This window comes from Paenirhizobium selenitireducens ATCC BAA-1503, from assembly GCF_000518785.1.
GTDB classification, from domain to species: Bacteria; Pseudomonadota; Alphaproteobacteria; order Rhizobiales; family Rhizobiaceae; genus Allorhizobium; species Allorhizobium selenitireducens.
Window position 1 is genome coordinate 11,987 of the sequence record NZ_JAEG01000015.1, and the last position, 22,121, is coordinate 34,107.

General features: G+C 62.1%; 17 protein-coding genes. 7 read left to right on the forward strand and 10 right to left on the reverse strand.

Annotated elements, in window-relative coordinates:
• Positions 1-19: 19 nt before the first annotated feature.
• From hutH to hutF, 3 genes are read right to left on the reverse strand one after another with little or no spacing between them, the layout of a single operon-like run.
• Positions 20-1,555, reverse strand: coding sequence for a histidine ammonia-lyase (gene hutH / locus L867_RS0117370; protein ID WP_028738056.1), 1,536 nt, complete (start codon positions 1,553-1,555; stop codon positions 20-22).
• Positions 1,552-2,790 carry an imidazolonepropionase gene (gene hutI, locus L867_RS0117375; RefSeq protein WP_037173750.1) on the reverse strand — a complete coding sequence of 413 codons (1,239 nt, stop codon included), beginning with the start codon at positions 2,788-2,790 and terminating at the stop codon, positions 1,552-1,554. Before hutI ends, hutH begins: the two co-directional genes overlap by 4 nt.
• Before the next feature lie 33 nt (positions 2,791-2,823).
• Positions 2,824-4,194 carry a formimidoylglutamate deiminase gene (hutF, locus tag L867_RS0117380; protein ID WP_028738058.1) on the reverse strand — a complete coding sequence of 457 codons (1,371 nt, stop codon included), beginning with the start codon at positions 4,192-4,194 and terminating at the stop codon, positions 2,824-2,826.
• 136 nt (positions 4,195-4,330) lie between these two features.
• On the opposite strand from hutF, the gene hutC reads away from it, so the two are divergent.
• A complete protein-coding gene (gene hutC, locus L867_RS0117385; RefSeq protein ID WP_028738059.1) occupies positions 4,331-5,065 on the forward strand; it encodes a histidine utilization repressor in 735 nt (244 codons plus the stop codon).
• Positions 5,066-5,107: 42 nt separating this feature from the next.
• Here the strand turns inward: hutC and L867_RS0117390 are convergent, their stop codons facing one another.
• The 7 genes from L867_RS0117390 to L867_RS0117425 form a co-directional block, all read right to left on the reverse strand.
• Positions 5,108-5,800, reverse strand: coding sequence for a response regulator (locus L867_RS0117390; RefSeq protein ID WP_028738060.1), 693 nt, complete (start codon positions 5,798-5,800; stop codon positions 5,108-5,110).
• Complete coding sequence (locus L867_RS0117395) at positions 5,797-8,487, reverse strand: sensor histidine kinase (protein WP_028738061.1); 2,691 nt, start codon at positions 8,485-8,487, stop codon at positions 5,797-5,799. The genes L867_RS0117390 and L867_RS0117395 overlap by 4 nt, the downstream gene beginning before the upstream one ends.
• 8 nt (positions 8,488-8,495) lie before the next feature.
• Positions 8,496-9,065 (reverse strand): potassium-transporting ATPase subunit KdpC, encoded by a 570-nt coding sequence (kdpC, locus tag L867_RS0117400; RefSeq protein WP_028738062.1) that lies wholly within the window; start codon positions 9,063-9,065, stop codon positions 8,496-8,498.
• Positions 9,066-9,067: 2 nt separating this feature from the next.
• Positions 9,068-11,104, reverse strand: coding sequence for a potassium-transporting ATPase subunit KdpB (gene kdpB / locus L867_RS0117405; RefSeq protein WP_028738063.1), 2,037 nt, complete (start codon positions 11,102-11,104; stop codon positions 9,068-9,070).
• Between the two features lie 11 nt (positions 11,105-11,115).
• A complete protein-coding gene (kdpA, locus tag L867_RS0117410) occupies positions 11,116-12,825 on the reverse strand; it encodes a potassium-transporting ATPase subunit KdpA (protein ID WP_028738064.1) in 1,710 nt (569 codons plus the stop codon).
• Positions 12,826-12,843: 18 nt separating this feature from the next.
• Positions 12,844-12,945: a K(+)-transporting ATPase subunit F gene (kdpF, locus tag L867_RS28215; protein WP_084638606.1), complete on the reverse strand. Its 102-nt coding sequence runs from the start codon at positions 12,943-12,945 to the stop codon at positions 12,844-12,846.
• Positions 12,946-13,234: 289 nt separating this feature from the next.
• Complete coding sequence (locus tag L867_RS0117425; protein WP_051439061.1) at positions 13,235-14,683, reverse strand: O-antigen ligase family protein; 1,449 nt, start codon at positions 14,681-14,683, stop codon at positions 13,235-13,237.
• 534 nt (positions 14,684-15,217) lie between these two features.
• Between L867_RS0117425 and gmd the strand changes: the two genes are divergently transcribed.
• From gmd to L867_RS0117455, 6 genes are all read left to right on the forward strand, one after another.
• Complete coding sequence (gmd, locus tag L867_RS0117430; RefSeq protein ID WP_028738066.1) at positions 15,218-16,279, forward strand: GDP-mannose 4,6-dehydratase; 1,062 nt, start codon at positions 15,218-15,220, stop codon at positions 16,277-16,279.
• 3 nt (positions 16,280-16,282) lie between these two features.
• Positions 16,283-17,242, forward strand: a complete 960-nt coding sequence (gene fcl / locus L867_RS25615; RefSeq protein WP_051439062.1) for a GDP-L-fucose synthase — start codon at positions 16,283-16,285, stop codon at positions 17,240-17,242.
• A complete protein-coding gene (locus L867_RS25620) occupies positions 17,239-18,519 on the forward strand; it encodes a WcaI family glycosyltransferase (RefSeq protein ID WP_051439063.1) in 1,281 nt (426 codons plus the stop codon). The genes fcl and L867_RS25620 overlap by 4 nt, the downstream gene beginning before the upstream one ends.
• Before the next feature lie 214 nt (positions 18,520-18,733).
• Entirely contained in the window at positions 18,734-19,585 is an 852-nt protein-coding gene (locus L867_RS27835) for a nitroreductase family protein (protein WP_210163650.1), read from the forward strand.
• Entirely contained in the window at positions 19,585-20,646 is a 1,062-nt protein-coding gene (locus L867_RS0117450) for a polysaccharide pyruvyl transferase family protein (protein WP_028738067.1), read from the forward strand. The genes L867_RS27835 and L867_RS0117450 overlap by 1 nt, the downstream gene beginning before the upstream one ends.
• 47 nt (positions 20,647-20,693) lie before the next feature.
• Positions 20,694-22,118 (forward strand): oligosaccharide flippase family protein, encoded by a 1,425-nt coding sequence (locus L867_RS0117455; RefSeq protein WP_028738068.1) that lies wholly within the window; start codon positions 20,694-20,696, stop codon positions 22,116-22,118.
• The last annotated feature ends 3 nt before the right edge of the window (positions 22,119-22,121 follow it).

Sequence of the window (22,121 nt, forward strand, 5' to 3'; positions counted from 1 at the left end):
GCGGAAGACGCGAACATTTTCACCCCTCCAATCCCGGAAGCAGCCCGTCGGAGACGCTGGCTACCAGCGAGCCGTCCGCCACCAGCGCGCTGGCCGCAGCCAGGTCTGGGGCCATGAAACGGTCTTCGTCGAGCGTGGCGACGACGCGGCGCAACACGGCGATGGCCTTCTGCAGTTCCGGGCTGGTGGTCAGGGGCGCGCGAAAATCGATACCCTGCGCCGCCGTCAGTGCCTCGATGCCGATGATGGCGAAAAGGTTTTCCGTCATCTGCAGCAGCCGGCGCGCGCCGTGGCAGGCCATGGAGACGTGGTCCTCCTGGTTGGCCGAGGTCGGCGTCGAATCCACGGAGGCGGGGTGCGACATCTGCTTGTTTTCGCTCATCAGGGCCGCCGAGGTGACCTCGGCAATCATCAGGCCGGAGTTCAGTCCGGGCTTCTTCGCGAGGAATGCCGGCAGCCCATAGGACAGGGCGGGGTCGACCAGCAGGGCGATGCGGCGCTGGGCGATGGCACCGATCTCGCAGACGGCAATGGCGATCTGGTCGGCGGCGAAGGCAACGGGCTCCGCATGGAAGTTGCCGCCGGAAACGACGCTGTCGTCGGAAAGCACCAGCGGATTGTCGGTCACCGCATTGGCTTCGATTTCCAGCGTCCTGCCGGCCATGCGCAGAAGATCAAGGCAGGCGCCGTCGACCTGCGGCTGGCAACGAATGCAATAGGGATCCTGTACCCGCTCGTCACCGTCGAGATGGCTGTCGCGGATCACCGAGCCGGCAAGCAGGCTGCGCAGCGCGGCCGCCGTATCGATCTGGCCCTTGTGACCGCGAAGCGTGTGAATACCCTCGGTGAAGGGCGCCGAAGATCCCATCGCTGCATCGGTGGACAGCGCGCCGGTGATGAGCGCGGCCTGGGCTGCCCGATGGGCGCGAAACAACCCCGCCAGGGCGAGCGCGGTGGAGGCCTGGGTGCCGTTGATCAGCGCCAGGCCTTCCTTGGCCGCGAGGATCACCGGCGTCAGGCCCGCCCGCTTCAAGGCCTCGCCACCAGGCAACCGTTCTCCCTGGTAGAAGGCTTCGGCCTCGCCCATCATCACGGCGGCCATATGGGCGAGCGGGGCGAGATCGCCGGAGGCGCCGACTGAACCTTTTTCCGGGATCAGCGGCGTCACGCCCCTTTCCAGCATGCCCTCGATCAGGCGCACAAGCTCGAGCCGCACGCCGGATGCGCCGCGACCGAGCGAGATCAGTTTCAGCGCCATGATCAGCCGCACGATGTTTTCCGCAAGCGGCTTCCCCACGCCGCAGCAGTGCGAGAGGATCAGGTTGCGCTGGAGCGTTGCGGTGTCGGCCGCGTCGATCTTGATCGAGGCCAGTTTGCCGAAGCCGGTATTGATGCCATAGACCGCCTCGTTGCCGGCGGCGATCGCGGCGATGCGGGCGGCGGCGCGGTCGATGCCGGCGTCAAAGCTGCGATCGAGCTTAACGCTCTCCGATTTCCAGTAGATGGTCGACAGTTCTGCGAGTGAGACGTTGCCGGGGTGTAGCGTGATGGTCATGGATGGGTCCCTCCCGTAATTTCCCCGTTCCAGATGCGCTGGTGCAGCGGGTTGAAGCCGATGCGATAGACGAGTTCTGCCGGGCTCTCGATGTTCCAGATGGCGAGATCCGCCTGTTTTCCGACCTCGATGGTGCCGATGCTGTCGAGGCGCCCAAGCGCGCGCGCGGCCTCGCGGGTCACGCCGGTCAGGCACTCCTCGACGGTGAGGTGAAACAGCGTCGCGCCCATGTTCATGGTCAGCAGCAGCGAGGTGAGTGGCGAGGTGCCGGGATTGCAGTCGGTGGCGAGGGCCATCGCCGTCCCATGCTTGCGGAACAGGTCGATTGGCGGTTTCTTCGTCTCGCGGATGAAGTAATAGGCGCCGGGCAGAAGGACCGCGACCGTGCCGGCGGCGGCCATGGCGGCGGCGCCTGCGTCGTCGGTATGTTCCAGGTGGTCGGCCGAAAGCGCGCCGTATTCCGCCGCCAAGGCCGCGCCATGCAGGTTGGACAACTGGTCGGCATGCAGCTTGACCGGCAGGCCGAGTGCCTTGGCCGCATCGAAGACGATCCGCATCTCGTCGGGCGAAAAGGCGATGCCTTCGCAAAAACCGTCCACGGCATCGACAAGCCCCTGGGCATGGGCTGCCTGCAGCCCGGGCAGCCCGACATCGCGGATGAAGTCGGCGTTGCGGCCCTTGTAGTCAGACGGCACCGCATGAGCGCCGAGATAGGTGGTGGCGAGGTTGAACTTCCGCGTCTGCGTCAAGGACCGCGCGGCGCGCAGCATCTTCAATTCGTCCTCGACCGTCAGGCCATAGCCCGATTTGATTTCGACAGTGGTGACGCCCTCGGCGATCAGCGCATCCAGTCGCGGCAGGCTTTCGGTCACCAGGTCTGCTTCGCTCGCCTCTCTCACCTGCCGGACGGAGGAGACGATGCCACCGCCGGCGCGGGCGATCTCCTCATAGCTCGCCCCCGCCAGCCGCATCTCGAATTCCCTGGCGCGGTTGCCGGCATGAACGAGGTGCGTGTGGCAGTCGATCAGACCCGGCGTTATCCAACGACCCTCGCAGTCTACGACCTGCATACCGGCGGTCGCCGAAAAGCCGGACTCCGCGCCGACATAGGCAATCCGGCCGTTCTCGATGGCGATCACGCCCTTGTCGATAGTGCCCAGTCCCGGCAAGACCTGCGCCATGGTGGCCAGTCGGGCATTTCGCAGCAGCAGGGCCGTGGGTCTGGTTGTCAGCATGAGATTCCGCTTTCCTGCTGCCGGGTTGATGGATCAGGCCAATTTCAGAAGAACGTCGCGGAAAGCGCGATCGATCGCCTCCTCGTCCTTGTGGCGGCCATCCCGCACCACCCATTCACCCGCCGCCATGACATCGCGGACCGCTTCGGCGCCTGTGGCAAACAGCCAGCGGCCGAGGATCTGATCGCCGGATGCCGTGCCGATGAACGGATTGTTGCCGTCGAGAACGACGAGATCGGCACGCGCACCGACGCGGATGCCGGCATTGCCGATGCCTGCCGCCTGGGCGCCACCTTTCAACGCCGCATCGAACAGGGTTCTGGCAACGGATGTGCCGGGGCCGGCGGCAAGCCGGTTGCGGCGACGATCCCGCAGCCGCTGTCCATATTCGAGCAGGCGCAGTTCCTCGGCGACGGTTGTCGCGACATGGCTGTCGGTGCCGATGCCGAAGGTGCCGCCAAGGCCAACAAAGTCGGTCGCCGGGAAAATGCCGTCGCCGAGATTGGCCTCGGTGGCCGGGCAGAGGCCGGCAACGGCGCCTGAGCGCGCGAGGCGGGCCGTTTCGTCCGCTGTCATGTGCGTGGCATGGATGGCGCACCACCTCTGATCCACGGGCATCTCGTCGAGCAGGAATTCCACGGGCCGGCGACCGCTCCAGGCAAGGCAGTCCTCGACCTCGCGTTCCTGCTCGGCTACATGGATATGGATCGGACCGCCTGTCTGTTCGCTGGCGAGCACGGCGCGCATTTCATCGGGCGTCGCAGCGCGCAGCGAATGGATCGCGAGCCCAAGTCTGGCACCCGTTGCCGCGCAGGCCGGCTTCAGCATGTCCAGCAGGTTCAGGAACTGATCGGCATCGTGGAGAAAGGGCCGCTGCCCTTCGCTTGGCTGTACTCCACCAAAACCTGCATGGGCATAGAACACGGGAAGGTGGGTGAGGCCTATGCCGGCCGTCTGCGCCGCCCGCAGGATGCGCAAGGATGTTTCGGACACATTGGCATAGCGGCGGCCGCCGATTGCATGGTGAAGGTAGTGGAATTCGACGACATGGCCGAAACCGCCCTTCAGTAGTTCACTATACAACTTTGACGCAACGATTTCGATCTCATCCGGAGACATCCGGCCGACAAGCCGGTACATCGCCTCCCGCCAGGTCCAGAAACTGTCCTCGGTGGATCCGGCGATCTCGGCAAGGCCGGCCATGGCGCGCTGAAACGCGTGAGAGTGCAGGTTCGTGAGGGCGGGAACCACAGGCCCGCGTGCCTCTGGGAGGTGAGACTTGCCCTCCGCATCCTCTTGAATTGCAAGGATCCTGCCGTCGCCGCCGATCGTCAGGACGACGTCCGACACCCAGCCGTCCGCCAGCAATATCTGCCTGCAAAGGAGTTTCTGCGGTGTGCCCATTTGCCGGACCTTGTAAAGTTGTATAGGGAAGATGTCAGAGATTTGAAAATCCGACAAGTGGGTGCCGAGAAAATTGCGCTTTATTTCCGAAGCGTATTTTGTATGCACGAGACAGCATCATCGAGGAGCATCCAGCATGTCCGAGGCCGACCGTGCCGTTAAGCCCGCGGGTGCGCGCGACACGCCGCTCTATGAGCGTCTGAAGGCCGAGATCAAGCAGCGGATCGACAGCGGCGAGTGGCCGGCCGATCATCGGGTTCCCTCGGAAAACGAGCTGTCCGAGACATTGAATGTCAGCCGCATGACGGCGAACCGCGCGCTTCGGGAACTTGCCATGGAAGGCGTCATCGTCCGGGTAAAGGGGCGCGGCTCGTTCGTTGCCAGCAAGAAGCGCAGCGCGCCCTTCATGGGGGTTCGCAACATCGCCGACGAGATCGCCGAACGGGGATCGCTCCACACGTCGCAGGTCATCCTGGCGCAGACCGAGATCTGCGGACACGAGCTTGCGGAAGCGCTCGGTGTCGAGGTCGGCAGCCCCGCCTTTCATTCCGTCATCCTGCACCATGAAGACGATCTGCCGATCCAGCTGGAGGACCGCTTCGTCAACGCTGCAGTGGCGCCGGGTTATCTCGATCAGGATTTCACGACCACGACGCCGAATGCCTACCTGACGCAGGTCGCGCCGATCTCCCACACGGAGCAGTTCGTCGAGGCCGTGTTGCCACAGTCCTGGGAGTGCAGGCACCTGGCGATCGCCCGATCCGAGCCCTGCCTGCTGATCCGCCGCCGCACCTGGTCGGCGGACCGGATCGTCACCTCCGTCCGCCTTCTCTATCCCGGAAGCCGATACCGGCTGGAAAGCAGTTCGTGAGGCATCGCAATGCCGAGGTTCGGCCCCGGCCATCCGCGCCCGTTATTGTTCGGGGAGCATGAACCTGTAACCGACGCCAGATTCGGTGCGGACGATCCTGGGCTGCGTCGGGTCGCGTTCGATCTTTTGCCTGAGCTGACCGATGAAGACGCGCAGGTAGTGGAGGTCATCGCCGTGGGCTGGGCCCCACACCGACGTCAGCAAGGTGCGATGGGTTACGACGCGGCCCGCATGCCGGGACAGATGCAGAAGCAGGTCGTATTCCTTGGGCGTGAGGCGGATCGTCTCCGTGCCGCGCGAGACCAGGCGGCGGATCGGATCGATGGTCAGGCCGTCGACTTCCATGATCGTTGGGACCGCCTCGCTCCGTCCGCGGTGCCGCAGCGCGCTGCGAATGCGGGCGGTCAGCTCACCGATGCCGAAGGGCTTTTCGACATAGTCATCGGCCCCCAGGTCGAGCGCTGCGATCTTTTCGCTCTCGCGGTCGCGGGCCGAAAGGATGACGATCGGGATATCGCTCCAGCCGCGCAGGCTGGCGATGACCTCCTTGCCGTCCATGTCGGGCAGGCCGAGATCGAGGATCACCAGATCCGGCGCCTGCGTCGCAACCGCCTTCAGCGCCTCCGCGCCCGTCGCTGCTTCAATGACGTCGTAACCCGCCGCCGCAAGCGATGGCTTGAGGAAACGCTGGATCTGCGGCTCGTCGTCGACGACGAGAATACGCGACAGGGTCATCTGGGCTCGGTCCTCGATCCCTCGGCTCCGGGGAAGCGCATCACGACGCGGGTTCCCCTCTTCTTCAGTGCCGGGCTTTCGGCATGGATCTTTCCACCCATCGCTTCGACGAAACCGCGCGCGATGGAGAGGCCAAGGCCCGTTCCGGGCGCTCGCCCGTCCGGCTTGCCCCTGCGATAGAATTTTTCGAAGACCCGGTCCAGATCTTCCTGCGGGATGCCCTTGCCAAGGTCCGTCACCGAAATCAGCACGTCCTTGCCATCGCGCCGCGCATAGACGTTGATCGGCTCCTCGCCGCCATACTTGACCGCATTGTCGAGAAGATTGAACAGAACCTGCGACAGCAGCACGCTGTCGCCCTTGATCAGCGGCAGGTCCGGGGCGATGCCCGTATCGATGACGCGGCCGGGCGCATATTTGCGCGTCCGATCGACGGCGGATTGGATCACGTCGGCGACGTCCACCCAGTCCTGCTTGGGCTTCAGCGTGCCGGCCTCGATGCGCGTCATGTCGAGCAGGTTGGCGACGAAGCGGCTCATCCGACCACTTTCCTCCTCGATGGATTGAAGAAGGTCGTCACGGTTTTCGGGCGTCATGCGCTCGCCGAGTTGGCGAAGACCGGTCACTGCGCCCGTGATGGTCGCGAGCGGCGTTCGCAGATCGTGCGAGATGGAGGAAAGAAGCGCCTCGCGGTAGCGTTCGCCCTCGAGGCGTGCGGCCTGAGTCACCGTTTCCTCGGCGAGCCGGGCGCGGTCCAGCGCGATCGCCGTCTGGTCGAGGATGGCGGTGAGGGAGCGTTCGGCATTGAGGTTGAGCCTTTCCGCCGTATGTTCGATGCCGCAGACGCCGGCGATCCCGTGCGGCCCGAGCAGGGGGCGAAACTCGAAGCGGCTGTTGGGCAGCGTGCCGGTCCCGTGGCCCGCCGGCTCGCGCTTCTCCTGGGCCCAGCGGGCCGCCGCCAGGTCGGTCACATCGAGTTCCGTATCCGGGGGCCACGCCGCGGCGACTGCCAGTTCCTCGTTGCGCACGGTCAGCAGCACGACCTTTCTCCTCAGGCTGGTCTGCAATTGCGACACGGTCAGCCAGATGGCGTCATCGGTCTTTGCGGTGCTCGCCAGCTTTCGCGAGAAGTCGTAGAGGGACTGAAGCGCCGTCGCCCTGATCCGCGCAATCTCGGCCTGTTCGCGGATGCGCGAGGCAAAGCCGCCGGCGATGATGGCGACGGCGAGGAATACGAACAGCGCGAAGACCTCGTGCGGCGCGGCGATCGTGAAGGTGTGCACCGGGTCGATGAAGAAGAAGTTATAGGCCAGCGTGGACATCAGCGCGGCGAGAAATGCGGAGACATAACCACCGGACACCGATGCGCCCAGCACTGCGAGCAGGAAAAGAAGGGAAATGTTCGGCAGATCGATAAACCGGTCGATCACCTTGCCGACTGCGGTGATGGACGCAACAAAGCCGAACGCGATCACGGCGGACTGCGGCAACCGGGCAAGATTCGGTGCCGGCAGCCGCAGCGTCGGCCGCTTCTTTTCATTTTTGTCGGGCGTGACCATGTAGACGCCGAGACCGGCGGCTTTTCTTGACAGGGCATCCGGCAAGGCTCTCGAGAAGAGGCGTTCCAGCCCGCGCCGCCGTCGTGTTCCGATCACGATCTGCGTTGCGTGTTCGCGGCGGGCGAGCTTGAGGATCTCGTCGACAAAATCATTGCCGATGATGCGTCGGGTTTCCGCGCCCAGTTGTTCCGCCAGACGGAAGAGAGCCTCGATCTTCTGAAGGCGTTCGGGTGTTTCGACTTCGCGGTCGGCTCGCTCTATGGATACGACGATCCAGGGCGCGTTCAGCCCCGATGCCAGACGGCTCGCCACCCGGACCACCTTCTCCGAGAGCGCATCGGATCCCACGCAGACGATCAGCCGTTCGCCGGTCGCCCAGGGGCCGTCAATGGCGTTCTGCTTCAGGTAGTCGACCATCTGGTCGTCGACGCGGTCGGCCGTGCGGCGAAGCGCAAGTTCGCGCAGCGCCGTCAGGTTGCCGAGGCGGAAGAACCTGTCGACGGCGCGGCTGGCACTGTCCGGCAGATAGACCTTGCCTTCCTTCAGCCGGTCTATGAGCTCGGTCGGCGGTAGGTCGACGAGGATGACCTCGTCAGCGCGTTTGAGAACCAGATCCGGCACGCGTTCCCGCACGGTGACGCCGGTGATCTGGGCAACGAGATCGGCCAGGCTTTCCAGATGCTGGATGTTGAGGGCCGTCCAGACATCAATGCCGGCCGCGATCAGTTCCTCGATATCCTGGTGCCGCTTGGGGTGGCGGCTGCCTTCGGGGTTGGAATGCGCCAGTTCGTCGACGATGACGATGCGGGGCCTGCGGGCGAGGGCCGCATCGAGGTCGAGTTCCTCCAGCATGCGGCCGCGATGGGCGATGCGTTGTCTCGGCAGGACCTCAAGGCCATCGAGCAGGGCCGCCGTTTCGCCGCGGCCGTGGGTCTCGACCAGGCCGACGACGACATCGATGCCGTCGGCCTTCAACCGCCCGGCGCGCGAGAGCATGGCATAGGTCTTGCCGACGCCGGGGGCGGCGCCCAGGAAAACGGTCAGCTTGCCCCGGCGGTCTTTCACCGCCAGGGCAAGCAGGGCATCCGGATCCGGTCTGCGGGTCTTGTCGCGGTCGTCGTCCGCCATTCGTCGTCTCACGTCTTCAGGGCATCAAGCGTCAGATTGAGCTCTAGCACGTTGATACGCGGTTCACCGACGAAACCGAAGTCGCGATTTTCGATCCCCTGTTCGACCAGATCGGCGACCGCCGCCTCGGACAGTCCCCGGGCCTTGGCGACGCGGGCAATCTGGGCGCGGGCAAACGCCGGCGAGATATGCGGGTCGAGGCCCGAGCCCGAGGTCGTGACGGCATCGGCGGAAACCGGAGCGGCGACGCCGGTTGCCTTCAGCCGTTCGACATCGGCGATAACCCGGTCTCGAAGCTTGACGGACGTGGTGCCCAGGTTGGAGCCGGATGACGCGCCGGCATTGTAGGCGTCCGGTCCGGTCGCGGAGGGGCGCGGCCAGAAATAGCGGTCCGAGGTGAAGGTCTGGCCGATCAGGGCGGAGCCGATCACGGTTCCATCCTTCTCGATCAGGCTGCCGTTCGCGGCAGCCGGCAGGACGGCCTGGGCGATGCCGGTGACCGCCAGCGGAAAGGCGAGGCCGGTCAAGGCCGTCATGGCGACGACGAGAGTGATTGCGGGGCGAAGATGATGGATCATGGTTACACCAGATGAAGAGCGCTGACGGCAAGGTCGATGACCTTGATGCCGGCAAAGGGAAGGATCAGGCCGCCCAGGCCATAGACCAGAAGGTTGCGCCGCAGCAGCGAGGCAGCGCCCGCCGGGCGATAGGCGACGCCCTTGAGGGCCAGCGGTATGAGAGCCACGATGATCAAGGCGTTGAAGATCACCGCCGACAGGATGGCGGATTGCGGCGAGGCCAGCCCCATGACGTTGAGGGCCTCGAGCGCCGGATAGGTGGCGACGAACAGCGCCGGGATGATGGCGAAGTATTTGGCCACATCATTGGCAATGGAGAATGTCGTCAGCGAGCCGCGCGTCATCAACAATTGCTTGCCGATTTCGACGATCTCGATGAGCTTCGTCGGGCTGGAATCGAGGTCGACCATGTTGGCGGCCTCGCGGGCGGCCTGGGTTCCGGTCTGCATGGCGACGCCGACATCGGCCTGGGCAAGCGCCGGCGCATCATTGGTGCCGTCGCCGCACATGGCGATCAGCCGACCGCCCTGCTGTTCGCGCCGGATGAAGGCAAGCTTGTCTTCCGGGGTCGCCTGGGCAAGGTAGTCGTCGACGCCGGCTTCCGAGGCGATAGCCGCGGCGGTCACCGGGTTGTCGCCGGTCACCATCACGGTGCGAATGCCCATGGCGCGGAGTGCGGCGAAGCGCTCCTTGATGCCCGGTTTCACCACATCCTTCAGGTGGATGACGCCGAGCAGCCGGTCGCCATCCGCGACGGCCAGCGGCGTGCCGCCGCTGCGGGCCACCATATCCACCGCACGGCGAAACTCGGACGGCGCGTCGTCTTCGGACACGCCGGCAAATTTCAGCACGGCATCTACCGCGCCCTTCCGTAACTGCCGCCCTCCCTGGTCGATACCCGACAGACGGGTTTCGGCGGTGAAGGCGACGACGGCATCGAAGCGGACCTCGGGCGTGGCAATGCCGTGCTCGCCCGTGGCCAAGGCAACGATGGAACGGCCCTCCGGGGTTTCGTCGGACAAGCTGGCCAGAAGGGCCGCCTCCGCCAGCTGCGCCTGGGTGACGCCCGGAACCGGCAGGAAGTCGCTCGCCATGCGGTTACCGAAGGTGATCGTCCCGGTCTTGTCGAGCAGCAGGGTGTCGACGTCGCCGGCGGCCTCCACTGCGCGTCCGGAGGTGGCGATGACGTTGAAGCGAACGAGACGGTCCATGCCGGCAATGCCGATGGCCGAAAGCAGGCCACCGATCGTCGTCGGAATGAGGGTGACGAGCAGGGCCGCCAGGACCGTGACGGAGATGACCGTGCCGGAATAGCCGGCCAACCCCCAGATGGCGACGCAGACGAAGAGGAAGATCAGCGTCAGGCCGGACAGCAGGATCGACAGCGCGATCTCGTTCGGCGTCTTCTGGCGCTGGGCGCCTTCGATGAGCGCGATCATGCGGTCGACGAAGGAGGAGCCGGGCGCGACGGTGATCTTCACCTTGATCTCGTCGGACAGCACCTGCGTGCCGCCTGTCACGGCCGAACGGTCGCCGCCGGATTCACGGATCACCGGCGCAGATTCCCCGGTGATCGCGCTTTCGTTGACCGAGGCAGCGCCCTCGATCACTTCGCCGTCGCCGGGGATCAGTTCGCCAGCCGCGACGAGGACGATGTCGCCGATCTTGAGGCTGGGGGCGGGCACGGTCTGGGTACTGCCGTCAGACGACAGACGGCGGGCCGTCAGTTCGGACTTGGTGCGCTTCAGGCTGTCGGCCTGGGCGCGACCGCGTCCTTCCGCCACGGCTTCGGCAAAGGTGGCGAAGAGGACGGTGAACCACAGCCAGGCGGCGATCTGGCCGGAGAAGCCGGCGTCGGCCCCGCCATTGGCCAGGTCGCGCAGGAAGAGCAGCGTGACGACGGCTGCCACGACCTCGGTCACGAAGATCACGGGATTGCGCAGCAATTGCCGGGGATCGAGCTTGAGCACCGCGTCGCGCGCGGCCGGCAGGAGGATGGCTGGGTCGAGAAAACCCGGTGCCTTACGGTCTTTTGACATGGAGTGATCCTTCAGAAGGTCTGGCCGGCCAGCATCGCGAAGTGTTCGACGATGGGGCCGAGGGCAAGGGCCGGGAAGAACTGCAGCCCGCCGAGAATGAGGATGATGCCGATGAGCAGGCCGACGAACAGCGGACCGTCGGTCGGGAAAGTGCCCGCGGACGCCGGCGACTTCACCTTGGCGGCCAGCGATCCGGCAATGGCCATGACCGGGACGACATAGGCGAAGCGGCCGAGCAGCATGGCGATGCCGAGCGTCGTGTTGTACCAGGGCGTATTGCCGGTGAGCCCGCCGAAGGCCGAACCGTTATTGCCGGCCGTAGACGTATAGGCATAGAGAATTTCCGACAGGCCATGCGGGCCTGATGTGCCGATACTTGCCACAGCAAAGGGCAACATGGCCGAAACAGCGGTGAAGCCGAGAATGGCAAGCGGCAGGACGAGGACGGCGAGCATGGCATATTTCATCTCGCGGCCCTCGATCTTCTTGCCGAGGAATTCCGGCGTGCGGCCGACCATAAGCCCGGCAACGAAGACGGAAAGCAGGGCGAAGACCAGCATGCCGTAGAGACCTGAGCCGACGCCGCCGGGCAAAACCTCGCCGAGCTGCATCAGGAACATCGGCACGAGGCCGCCAAGGCCGGTGAAGGAACCGTGCATGCCGTTGACGCCGCCGTCCGAAAGGCCAGTGGTGACGGCCGCATAGAGTGCGGTCGTGGCCTGACCGAAGCGGACTTCCTTGCCCTCCATGTTGCCAAGCGCCGGATCGACGCCAAGCGAAGTCAGGATCGGATTGCCCTGGGCTTCCGCCCAATAGGTGACGGCGACGCCGGCGATCAGCAGCACGGCCATGGCCGAGATCAGGGCCCAGCCCTGTCGACGATTGCCGACCATCTGGCCGAAGGTGTAGACGAGCGCCGCCGAAATCGACAGCATGGCGAAGATGTTGAGATAGTTCGACCAGGTCGTCGGGTTCTCGAAGGGATGGGCGGCATTGACGTTGTAGAAGCCGCCGCCGTTGGTGCCGAGCTGCTTGATCGCTTCCTGGGATGCGACAGGCCCGAGCGCGATGACCTGTTGGCCGCCTTCCAGCGTCGTTGCGGTCACCGAGGCGTCGAGCGTCTGCGGCAGGCCCATGGCAACGAAGGCCAGGGCGACGACGATGGCGATCGGCAAAAGCACGTAGAGCGTGGCGCGGGTCATATCGACCCAGAAATTGCCGAGCGTCGAGACCTTGGACCGAACGAAGGCCCGGCTGAAGGCGACGGCGAGTGCCATGCCGGTGGCAGCCGACAGGAAGTTCTGCACGGTAAGGCCGGCCATCTGGGCGAAATGGCCGAGCGTTGTTTCGCCGGCATAATTCTGCCAGTTGGTGTTGGTGACGAAGGACACCGCCGTGTTGAAGGCGAGATCCGGAGCCATGCCGGCAAAACCCTGAGGGTTGAGCGGCAAGTAGGCCTGCAGCCTGAGGATCGCGTAAAGAGCGAGGAAACCGGCTAGCGAAAAGGCCAGCATGGAAACCGTGTAGGCGAGCCAGCCCTGCTCCTTGTCGCGCTGGATGCCGGCGGCTCGATAGAGACCGCCCTCCAGAGGGGCAAGCACGGGTGAGAGAAAGGTGCGCTCGCCGGCAAACACGCGCGCCATGTAAAGCCCGAGCGGCTTGATGGCGACGAGGACGGCGAGGAAGAGGAGGCTGATCTGCAGCCACCCGACAATGGTCATGGGAATACTCCTCGAAAATCAGAAGCGTTCGGGTCGCAGAAGCGTGACCACGAGATAGACGCCAAGGGCGACGGCGACGAAAAGGCCGAAAAGAGGTTCAATCATGCTTGCCTCCGTCATAGCCGGTCGAGGGCGCGGGCGTAGAGGGCCAGCACGAGAAGCGTGCCTCCGCCGAGCGCGAGGAAGATGAGGTCGGACATGTCCGTTTCTCCTGTTGATGCAGGCATAGAATTAAGGACTGTCGGGGTCAGATTTCGATTGCGGAGTCGTCAAGGAGGCATAAGGAAAAGATAAAGGCGACCTTGGAAGGATGCCAAGCTGCCTCAGCAGCGATTGCGCACGGGATCTGCCGACGAGAACTGTCGGATCTGGACCGTCGAACCCGTTCACGGCACCGAAATTGGCCGATCTAGCGGGTTGATCCTGACCTTTTGGTGCGGCCAAGCGAGATGGAAGCCAGCGGTGCCAGCACGGCGGCGAAGAACAACGCCAAACCCGGCAGTTGCAGGGAAAAGTCGAGGGCTGAATGGAGCATGGCGAGAATGAGGATGGCGATGCCCATTGCCGGATAGATCCGGGCCTTGCGCCGCTCCCTGAGGCCGGTCATGAAGCTCTTCATCAGGGCGCCGACGGCGATCACCAGGCTGACCAGGAAGATCGCGCCGAGGCCCAGAGTGCCTTCCAGATAAAAATTGTGGGCCCGGTCCCAGACGCCTTCGATGGAGCATTCCGCCGAGCGGTAGGCGGGGAAACCGGCTTCGAAGGTCCCGAAACCCATGCCGGTCAACGGGTAGTCCGATATTGCGCGAAGAATGCCGGCAGCCACGCACAGGCGGCTTTCGTCCATGCCCCCCACCTCGGCCCTCAGGATGACGCGTCCGGAAAACACCAGTCCGATGGCGATCAGTCCGGCGAGCACGGCTGCCATCGCGATCAGTCTTGAGCGTGTCTGCCTGCTCCTGACCGGAGAAGCGTAGCGCGAGGACTGCTGTCGCGTCGCCACCAGATAGGTGAGGAAAAACAGCATGGCGACAAATGTGCTGGCAATGCCGGCGCGCGACTGGGTCAGCATCAGGCCGGCGAAAGTCGGCACGAGCAGGCAAAGAAGCAGGATGACCTGGCCAGTCCCGCGAGACTTGCGGACAGGTTTTTCGGCGGTCAACCGGCGGAACAGCGCCGTCAGCGTGCCCTCCTGTTCGGATTGCCAGAGCAAACCGCTGAGCAAGACCGTCGTGAAGCCGAGAAAAGTCGCGGCAGTGTTGCGGTTGACGAAGACCGCGGTGAAGTTGCGCAGATAGTCGCGCTTTTCCCAGAACAGCAGGTAGTTGGGAAACACCAGGTACTGGACGAGGCTGAGTGTCGCGACGATGCCGGCGGAGATCGCCAGCGCACGCAGCATGCTGCTTGCCCGCGCCTCCGAATGACAGAAGACGAGCCCGCCCATGAAGGCGACAAACGGGGCGGCTATCTGGATGAGGGCGGATAGCGTATCGGCCGGCGCGACCGAGATCGTGCCGCCGCTGCGTCCGCTGGCCGAATTCGCCTCAGGCCAGCCAGGATTGGCAAAGCCAGTGGCGGAAAGATCGACCGTCTGCAGGAAGATCCATAGCGACATCACAACGAGTATCGACAAGGCGGCACAAAACAACCCGTAGGCGCGCTGCGGCGCTCCCAGAAGGACCGCTGCACCCATTGTCACCACGAGCATCAGCGAGGCGAAGACGTTCGTGCTTTCAATGGACACCGAGCCCCGCGGCAGCAGGCCCGCGACCGCAATCGCAACGAAGGCGAAGAAGAGCGCCCTCTCAAGGCGGCTCGTCATGACACCGTCTTCGCGGCTTTCGCTTGTCAATGACATCGCTCCACTCCCTTGTCGCCTGATTTCCACCCGGCACAGTTCTCAATCCTTGGTCAAACGGTGCTTTGACGCAAGGATATCCGGCGGCACGAAAGGGCGCCGCCTCATCGTCATCACGCCGCCCCGGCCTGTCGGAACAATGAAACGCGGTTGTATCGGTGCTTGGCGCTTGTTGTCCAGCAGTCGACGTGAACGGCGGCAAACAGGATAGAATTTCCTGTCAAACGATGTTCATCCGACGATGAATGGCAATATCGTGACGTTCTTATCCACTTCATCGACCAATTTTGGTTATGAAGCGTTTTTGCCTATTATTTCATCTGAGTTGCCTCATGAATAACGGTTTTCTGCCTCAATAGGCGCAAACGCAATAGGTTTGGTCATTTACTCTGTCCGGGGATTGACGTTAACCAATCATAATCTATCTTGTTGCGCTGCACCACGGCGACTAATAGTGTAAGTCTATCAATGGATACATCGCTTAAATTAAATGTATACGCTGGTGCGCTGGAATATCTGCAAAAAGGGGAATAAATGGCGAAGGTAGCTCTGATAACCGGCGTAACGGGGCAGGATGGGGCCTACTTGGCTGAGCTTTTGCTTGCAAAAGGCTATATCGTCCATGGAATCAAGCGCAGATCATCGTCGTTCAATACAGGGCGGATCGAGCAAATATACCAGGATCCGCATGAGAAGGATCAGCGGTTCAAGCTCCACTATGGCGACCTGACGGATTCCACCAATCTCATCCGGGTCGTGCAGGAGTGCCAGCCGGACGAAATCTACAATCTGGCGGCCCAGTCCCATGTCGCGGTGTCCTTCGAGACGCCGGAATACACCGCGAATTCGGACGCCATCGGCGCGCTCAGGCTCCTTGAGGCCATCCGCATCCTGAAGCTGGAGAACAAGACGCGCTTCTATCAGGCGTCCACGTCCGAGCTCTACGGCCTGGTGCAGGAAGTGCCGCAGAGTGAAAAGACCCCGTTCTATCCCCGCAGCCCCTATGGGGCCGCCAAGCTCTATGCCTACTGGATCGTCGTCAACTACCGCGAAGCCTACGGCATGCATTGCAGCAACGGCATCCTGTTCAACCACGAGAGCCCTCTGCGCGGCGAAACCTTCGTCACCCGCAAGATCTCCCGTGCGGCAGCCGCGATCCGGCTCGGCAAGCAGGAGAAGCTCTATCTCGGCAATCTCGACGCCAAGCGCGACTGGGGCCATGCGCGGGAATATGTGCGCGGCATGTGGCTGATGCTGCAGCAGGATATTCCGGACGACTACGTTCTGGCGACCGGCGAAACCACGGAAGTGCGCAAGTTCGTCGAATGGGCCTTCGAGGACGTCGGCATGCGGCTCGAATGGCGCGGCAACGGTGTGGACGAGAAGGGGTATGACGCTGTCACCGGCAAGTGCATCGTGGAGGTCGATCCTCGCTACTTCCGCCCCACCGAGGTCGACCTGCTGATCGGCGATCCGACCAAGGCGCACGAGAAGCTGGGCTGGAAGCACGAGACGAGCGTCAGGGCGCTGTGCCGGGAAATGGTCAACGAAGACCTCAAGGTAATGCAGACCGCGACGATCATGAAAGAGGCCTGATTGATGTACGATCTGGCTGGAAAGCGGGTTTGGGTCGCGGGGCATCGCGGCATGGTCGGCTCGGCCATCGTTCGCCGGCTTGCCTCGGAAGGCTGCGAGGTGCTGACGGCCGAGCGCGGCGAATTGGACCTGCGGCGGCAGGACTCAGTCGAAGCCTGGATGGAAGAAAAACATCCGGACGCCGTCTTCCTCGCTGCGGCCAAGGTTGGGGGCATTCTCGCCAACGACACCTATCCGGCCGACTTCCTCTACGAGAACCTGATCCTTGAGGCCAACGTCATCCACGCCGCCTACCGCAGCGGTGTTGAGAAGCTGCTCTTTCTTGGTTCTTCCTGCATCTATCCCAAGTTTGCTGCCCAGCCGATCACCGAGGACGCGCTCCTGACCGGCGCACTCGAGCCGACCAACGAATGGTATGCGATCGCCAAGATCGCAGGGATCAAGCTGTGCCAGGCCTATCGACGCCAGCACGGTTGCGATTTCATCTCGGCCATGCCGACCAATCTCTACGGGCCGGGCGACAATTTCGACCTGAATACCAGTCATGTCATGCCGGCGCTGATCCGCAAGGCGCATGACGCGAAGCAATCCGGCGCTGGCGCCATCACGATCTGGGGAACGGGAACGCCGCGCCGTGAATTCCTCCATGTGGATGACTGCGCCGACGCCTGCGTCTTCCTGATGAAGTCCTATTCGCAAGAGAGCCACGTCAATGTCGGCTTCGGCGAGGATCTCACCATTCTCGAGCTCACCAGGCTCGTCTGCGATGTCGTCGGCTTCGGCGGCGGGATCGAGCACGACCTTTCCAAACCCGACGGTACACCGCGCAAGCTGATGAGTGCCGAGCGGCTGCGGAGCATGGGATGGGCGCCCAGGATCCGTCTCGCGCAGGGCATCGCCGAGGCTTACCAGGCGTTTCAGGATGGGCAGTTCGTCGATCGCAAGGCGGAGACCCACGCATGAGCGACATCTTCCGAACCGCCCCGTTGCAGGACCTTCCGGTCGCAAGGCAATCGACTGAAGCTGCAAGCCTGACGGCAAGCAAGGTCCTCGTCTACGGGATGAACTACGCCCCGGAAATGGCGGGCGTCGGGCGCTATACCGGCGAAATCGCCGATCACCTCGCGAGCCTTGGCGTCGATGTGACCGTGGTCACGACCCCGCCGCACTATCCCGGCTGGAAGGTTCAGCAGAGCCATGGCAACCGCTATTCCCGGAAACAGGAGGAGCGCGTTCTGGTGTATCGCGTGCCGCTACTTCTGCGCGAGAAGATGGGCGGCATCTGGCGACTGCTGGCGCCTGCAAGCTTTGCGCTGACCTCGGCGCCCGTGGTGTTCTGGCAGATCGTCAAGCGCCGGCCGGCCACCGTCTTCTGTGTCGAGCCCACCCTTTTTGCCGCACCTGTCGCGCAGTTCGCCGCCTGGCTCGTGGGGGCACGGACCGTTCTGCATGTACAGGACCTCGAAGTCGACGCCGCCTTTGCCGTTGGTCATCTGGCCGGGTTCAAGTGGCTGAAGGCCATCGGCCATGCCTTTGAGCGCATGACGCTTCGCAAGTTCGAAAAGGTGATCACCATTTCCAATCGCATGGCCGAGAAGCTCACGGAAAAGGGAGTTTCGTCGGATCGCGTGGCGATCGTCCGCAACTGGGTGGATCTGTCGCATATCTATCCGATGAACGGCGCAAGTTCCTATCGTGCAGAGTTCGGCTTCTCGGATGAAGATTTTGTCGTGCTGTACTCCGGCAATATCGGAGCCAAGCAGGGGCTGAATATTCTTCTAGAGGCCGCCGAGCGGCTGGCAGACGAGAAACGAATCCATTTCGTGATAGCGGGCGAAGGACCCAACAAAGCGGAACTGAAGGCGCGTTACGGCCATCTTGGCAACGTTCGTTTCCTCCCGTTTCAACCTTATGCTCGGTTGAACGCGTTTCTCAATATGCCGGACCTACACGTCCTTCCGCAAGAGCCGGATGCCGCCGATCTGGTGCTTCCCTCGAAGCTCGGAGGCATGTTGGCAAGTGGCAGGCGGGTGCTGGTGACGGCGAATGAAAATACGGAACTTGCGGAATTTTTGGGTGAGGCGTCCATTCTCATCGCGCCCGGAAACGCGGAGCTGATGGCGGCGCGCATCCGAAGCGCACGCGATGAGGTTGACAGTTCTTATAGTATGAGAATCGAGCGGGCAGCACATTTGGCAAAGGATGTGGGTATGGCCAGCCTCGTCGCGAATCTCACCTGATCGGCAGTTCTGTTTCGGTCTACTGGCGCAAAAAATCATGGCGGTTACCCTCATGACTATTTTCACGAGAGCGCGTGTCTTGCTTAGCGCGGTATATTCTTACTTCGTAGATCTCCGACGATTTTGGAGCTATTCGCAAAATGGTCGGCCTCTGCGCAATCCGGACACTGCGCGTTCTCATATGCTACGGATCTCTCACGCACTGGAAAAAGGCATGGTCCTGCCAGCGCCGCGGCCAGGCTTCGGTCAGGATAAGATAAAGCAATTGCTTGGAATTATTGGGGAAACATCGGAACGATGGAATGTCTCCCATGTCGAGAAAATTTCCTTAGCGACCATCGAGCGGCTGGTTGATTTCCATGCTGCCCGCGATTTGAATCTTCCGGAGATCTCGGCCAAGATTGATGCACTCAAAGCGCGTTTTCCCGAACTGTCTAAAAGCGAAGAGATTGAAGCCGGAGCTATCACCATGCGCCGCGCCGATCTTATCGCCACCTTGCCGAACGATCCGGATGCATTTTTTAAGAGTCGAAGAAGCATTCGGCTCTTCGGTCCCCGCGAAACGTTCGACTTTTCATGCCTGGAACATGCCGTCCGTCTGGCACAGCGTGCTCCCTCGGTCTGCAACCGTCAAACCGGGAAAGCCTACATTTTTACCAAGCCTTCCGACATCGATTTGTTGTTACGTTTTCAGGATGGCAACAAAGGGTTCGGCGACACAGCATCGGCTCTGGTGGTCTGCACGTCGGATCTCAGCAATTTCTACAAAGTCGGGGAGCGGAACCAAGGCTTCGTGGATGGTGGACTGTTCGCCATGGCGCTCGTCTATGCGTTCCATTCACTTGGTGTCGGGACCTGCATGCTGAACTGGAGCCAGCCCGCCCATTCCGACAGCAAGTTCAGGAGCGTGTGCAGGATTCCGGAAAAGGAAGTCATCATCACCATGATTGCTGTCGGCCCACTCAGGGAGGAATATCTGGTCGCACAATCGCCGCGCCGCGAGTTGCAGGATGTCCTCTTCATTGATGATCCGGATCTTGTTTCGCTCCCGCGGAAGGTGATGTGATGAAAGTCGGAATCCTGACCTATCACGACACCAACAACTTCGGCGCGCAGCTTCAGGCCGCCTCGGTTCAACGCTTTCTGGCTAGCGAGGGCTTTGATGCGGAACTGATCGATTTTCGGCCGTATAGGCATGAAATTCGTCGGAACATGACCTTGCTTCGTGCCATCAGGCGTTTGGATTTCAAGGGGCTTAAACGCGAGCTGGCGAGCAACAAGCGCTTTCGCAACTCGATTTTCGGCATGGCAAAAGTCTCGAATCGCAGTGCTTTTTTCAGCTCGCAGATTCCCGCCTTGAGTCAAAGCTATGATGCCCTTGTGTGCGGCAGCGACGAACTTTGGAACTTTGGCAACTATCGTGGCTATATGGCGCCATACATTCTCGATTTTGCCGGCCGTCCGGGCGTGCTTAAGATCAGCTATGCGGCGTCGGTCGGTTCCTACAAGCCGTCGCCGGACATGCGTGCCAGGATGAAAAAGGCCTTGACGGATTTTTCCACCATCCTCGTCCGGGATCCGACGACCTTGGCGTTCGTTGGCGAGTTGGGCCTTGAGGCGAAGCGGGTTGTGGACCCGACCTTTCTGGCGGATCTGGACCCTATCAAACCGCCTATCAGTGATTATGTCATGCTGTCCGGCGCCATGAAGGCGCAGCAAGTGGCGCAGGCTCTAGAGGCAGCGAGGTCGCTGGGACTGAGGGCTGTGACTGTCGGCGTCCGATACCCTGGTCACCCGGACCTCTACGTTCCGGCTACGCCGCGTGAATGGATCGGTTACGTCAAACACGCGCGTTACCACATTACCTCCCTTTTCCATGGCGCTGCTCTTTCCCTGAAGTACGAGACACGTTTCTGCGTATTTCGAACGCTGGGCAAGGAACAGAAGATACTCTCGTTGCTGGAGTGGATGGGGGAGCCTTCGCGTAGCGTAAGTCCGGAAGCGGGTGCGGACGAGATAGATCGTGTGGTCGCCAGTGATTTGTCGGCAGATCTGAGATTGACGCGTGACAGTAGGGTTGCGGAGTCCCGCAAGCTCTTCCTCTCGGCACTCACGGGTAACGGCTGATGTTGCACAAGGGTAGAGGTCCCGGCCGTTCAATCGCAGCCAAGGGTATGGCATGGACTGGCATCACGGTCGTGCTTGCGAAACTCATGTCAATCGTCAGCCAGATTGTCCTGGGTCATCTGCTGAGCGTCGAGACCTACGCCGTTTTTGCTGCTGCCACCGCGGCACTTGCATTCGTGTCAGGTTTCCAAAATTCCGGCGTCGGAAAAGTCCTGGTTCAACGCCAGAGCGAATACGAGCGTATTGCGGCCGATTTTGCCGGATTTGCCTTCTATCTGGGCTCCGCCGGAGCCGTTGTTCTCTTTCTCATCGCATTGGGACTCTCTGCCGGCTACGGCATGCCCGATTTGCTGCCCATACTGGCAGTCAGTGCGATTACGATACCGATCATCAGTATCAATAGCATCTATACGGCCAAGCAGAGCATCGCTCTCAGCTTCAAAACCATATCGATTTATTCTACGACCTATACGGCGATTTACTATATCGCGCTTTTGCTATCCGCCTATTTCGGTACTGAAAGCTTCAGTATAGCTCTGGCCACATTGTTTGCCGCCGTTGCGATGCATCTTGTCTACATCCGCCGAATGGGGGTTCTGGACATAAACTTCAGATTTTCGCCTGCCTCCTTTTGGTCGGTGTTCAGCGCACTGAAATGGACGATGCTGTCCAGTTACATCTTTGGCTTTACCCAGAGTGGGGACTACCTCGTCCTCGGCAGGCTCTTCGACAAAGAACAACTGGGCTATTATTACTTCGGTTTCATGCTGACGGCTAATGTTGGACTTTTGTTGTCCCTGGCGATCAGCCAGACGTTGATGCCGATCTTTTCGAAGATCAAGGACGACACGGTGCGTCTGAAGCGGGCCTTTGCGCAGGCCAGTGAAACCATTATTTTCCTGTCGTCGATCATCTGCCTCGGTATCGTGGCCGTTGCTCCCGAAGCCGTGCATTCTCTTTGGTCAGGGAAATGGGATCCGTCGATCTTCGTTGCGGTCGCGATCGCGGTGACGTTCCCATTGCGCGTCCTCGCATCGATGGCGGCCGTTGCGCTCGAGGCCCGAGGCAGATGGCGTCAGCGCACGATGCTATTGGTCTATGACGCGCTTGGTATCATGATCTTTGCAGCTGTTGGCGCCTGGTTGGGCGCATTGTCGGGCGCGGCCGTCGCTGTTGCCTTCCATCGGGGGGTCACCGGTCTTTTGGCTTTCCCTGTGGCGATGCGCTCCCTTGAATTCCACTACGGTGATATCGGGCGCTATTTCCTGCAATCGGCAACACCCTTCTTCCTGATCGTGGCACTTGTCATTGCTTTCAAACAATGGCTCGGGCCTGTGCCGGGTGCGGTGGAACAACTCCTTATAGCCGCAGGTGTGGCGGGCGCGGCAATAGCCGTCTTTCTCGCGGTGACGTTTTTAACCAATCGCAAGGTGCTGGGCTACTTCGTCCCTGCGATTAACAGGCGGGCATGAGAG

Bases quoted from the DNA above. Each gene is read 5' to 3' on its own strand.
- hutH (WP_028738056.1), bottom strand. From the start codon at position 1,555: ATGACCATCACGCTACACCCCGGCAACGTCTCACTCGCAGAACTGTCG.
- hutI (WP_037173750.1), bottom strand. From the start codon at position 2,790: ATGCTGACAACCAGACCCACGGCCCTGCTGCTGCGAAATGCCCGACTG.
- hutF (WP_028738058.1), bottom strand. From the start codon at position 4,194: ATGGGCACACCGCAGAAACTCCTTTGCAGGCAGATATTGCTGGCGGAC.
- hutC (WP_028738059.1), top strand. From the start codon at position 4,331: ATGTCCGAGGCCGACCGTGCCGTTAAGCCCGCGGGTGCGCGCGACACG.
- L867_RS0117390 (WP_028738060.1), bottom strand. From the start codon at position 5,800: ATGACCCTGTCGCGTATTCTCGTCGTCGACGACGAGCCGCAGATCCAG.
- L867_RS0117395 (WP_028738061.1), bottom strand. From the start codon at position 8,487: ATGGCGGACGACGACCGCGACAAGACCCGCAGACCGGATCCGGATGCC.
- kdpC (WP_028738062.1), bottom strand. From the start codon at position 9,065: ATGATCCATCATCTTCGCCCCGCAATCACTCTCGTCGTCGCCATGACG.
- kdpB (WP_028738063.1), bottom strand. From the start codon at position 11,104: ATGTCAAAAGACCGTAAGGCACCGGGTTTTCTCGACCCAGCCATCCTC.
- kdpA (WP_028738064.1), bottom strand. From the start codon at position 12,825: ATGACCATTGTCGGGTGGCTGCAGATCAGCCTCCTCTTCCTCGCCGTC.
- kdpF (WP_084638606.1), bottom strand. From the start codon at position 12,945: ATGACGGAGGCAAGCATGATTGAACCTCTTTTCGGCCTTTTCGTCGCC.
- L867_RS0117425 (WP_051439061.1), bottom strand. From the start codon at position 14,683: ATGTCATTGACAAGCGAAAGCCGCGAAGACGGTGTCATGACGAGCCGC.
- gmd (WP_028738066.1), top strand. From the start codon at position 15,218: ATGGCGAAGGTAGCTCTGATAACCGGCGTAACGGGGCAGGATGGGGCC.
- fcl (WP_051439062.1), top strand. From the start codon at position 16,283: ATGTACGATCTGGCTGGAAAGCGGGTTTGGGTCGCGGGGCATCGCGGC.
- L867_RS25620 (WP_051439063.1), top strand. From the start codon at position 17,239: ATGAGCGACATCTTCCGAACCGCCCCGTTGCAGGACCTTCCGGTCGCA.
- L867_RS27835 (WP_210163650.1), top strand. From the start codon at position 18,734: ATGGTCCTGCCAGCGCCGCGGCCAGGCTTCGGTCAGGATAAGATAAAG.
- L867_RS0117450 (WP_028738067.1), top strand. From the start codon at position 19,585: ATGAAAGTCGGAATCCTGACCTATCACGACACCAACAACTTCGGCGCG.
- L867_RS0117455 (WP_028738068.1), top strand. From the start codon at position 20,694: ATGGCATGGACTGGCATCACGGTCGTGCTTGCGAAACTCATGTCAATC.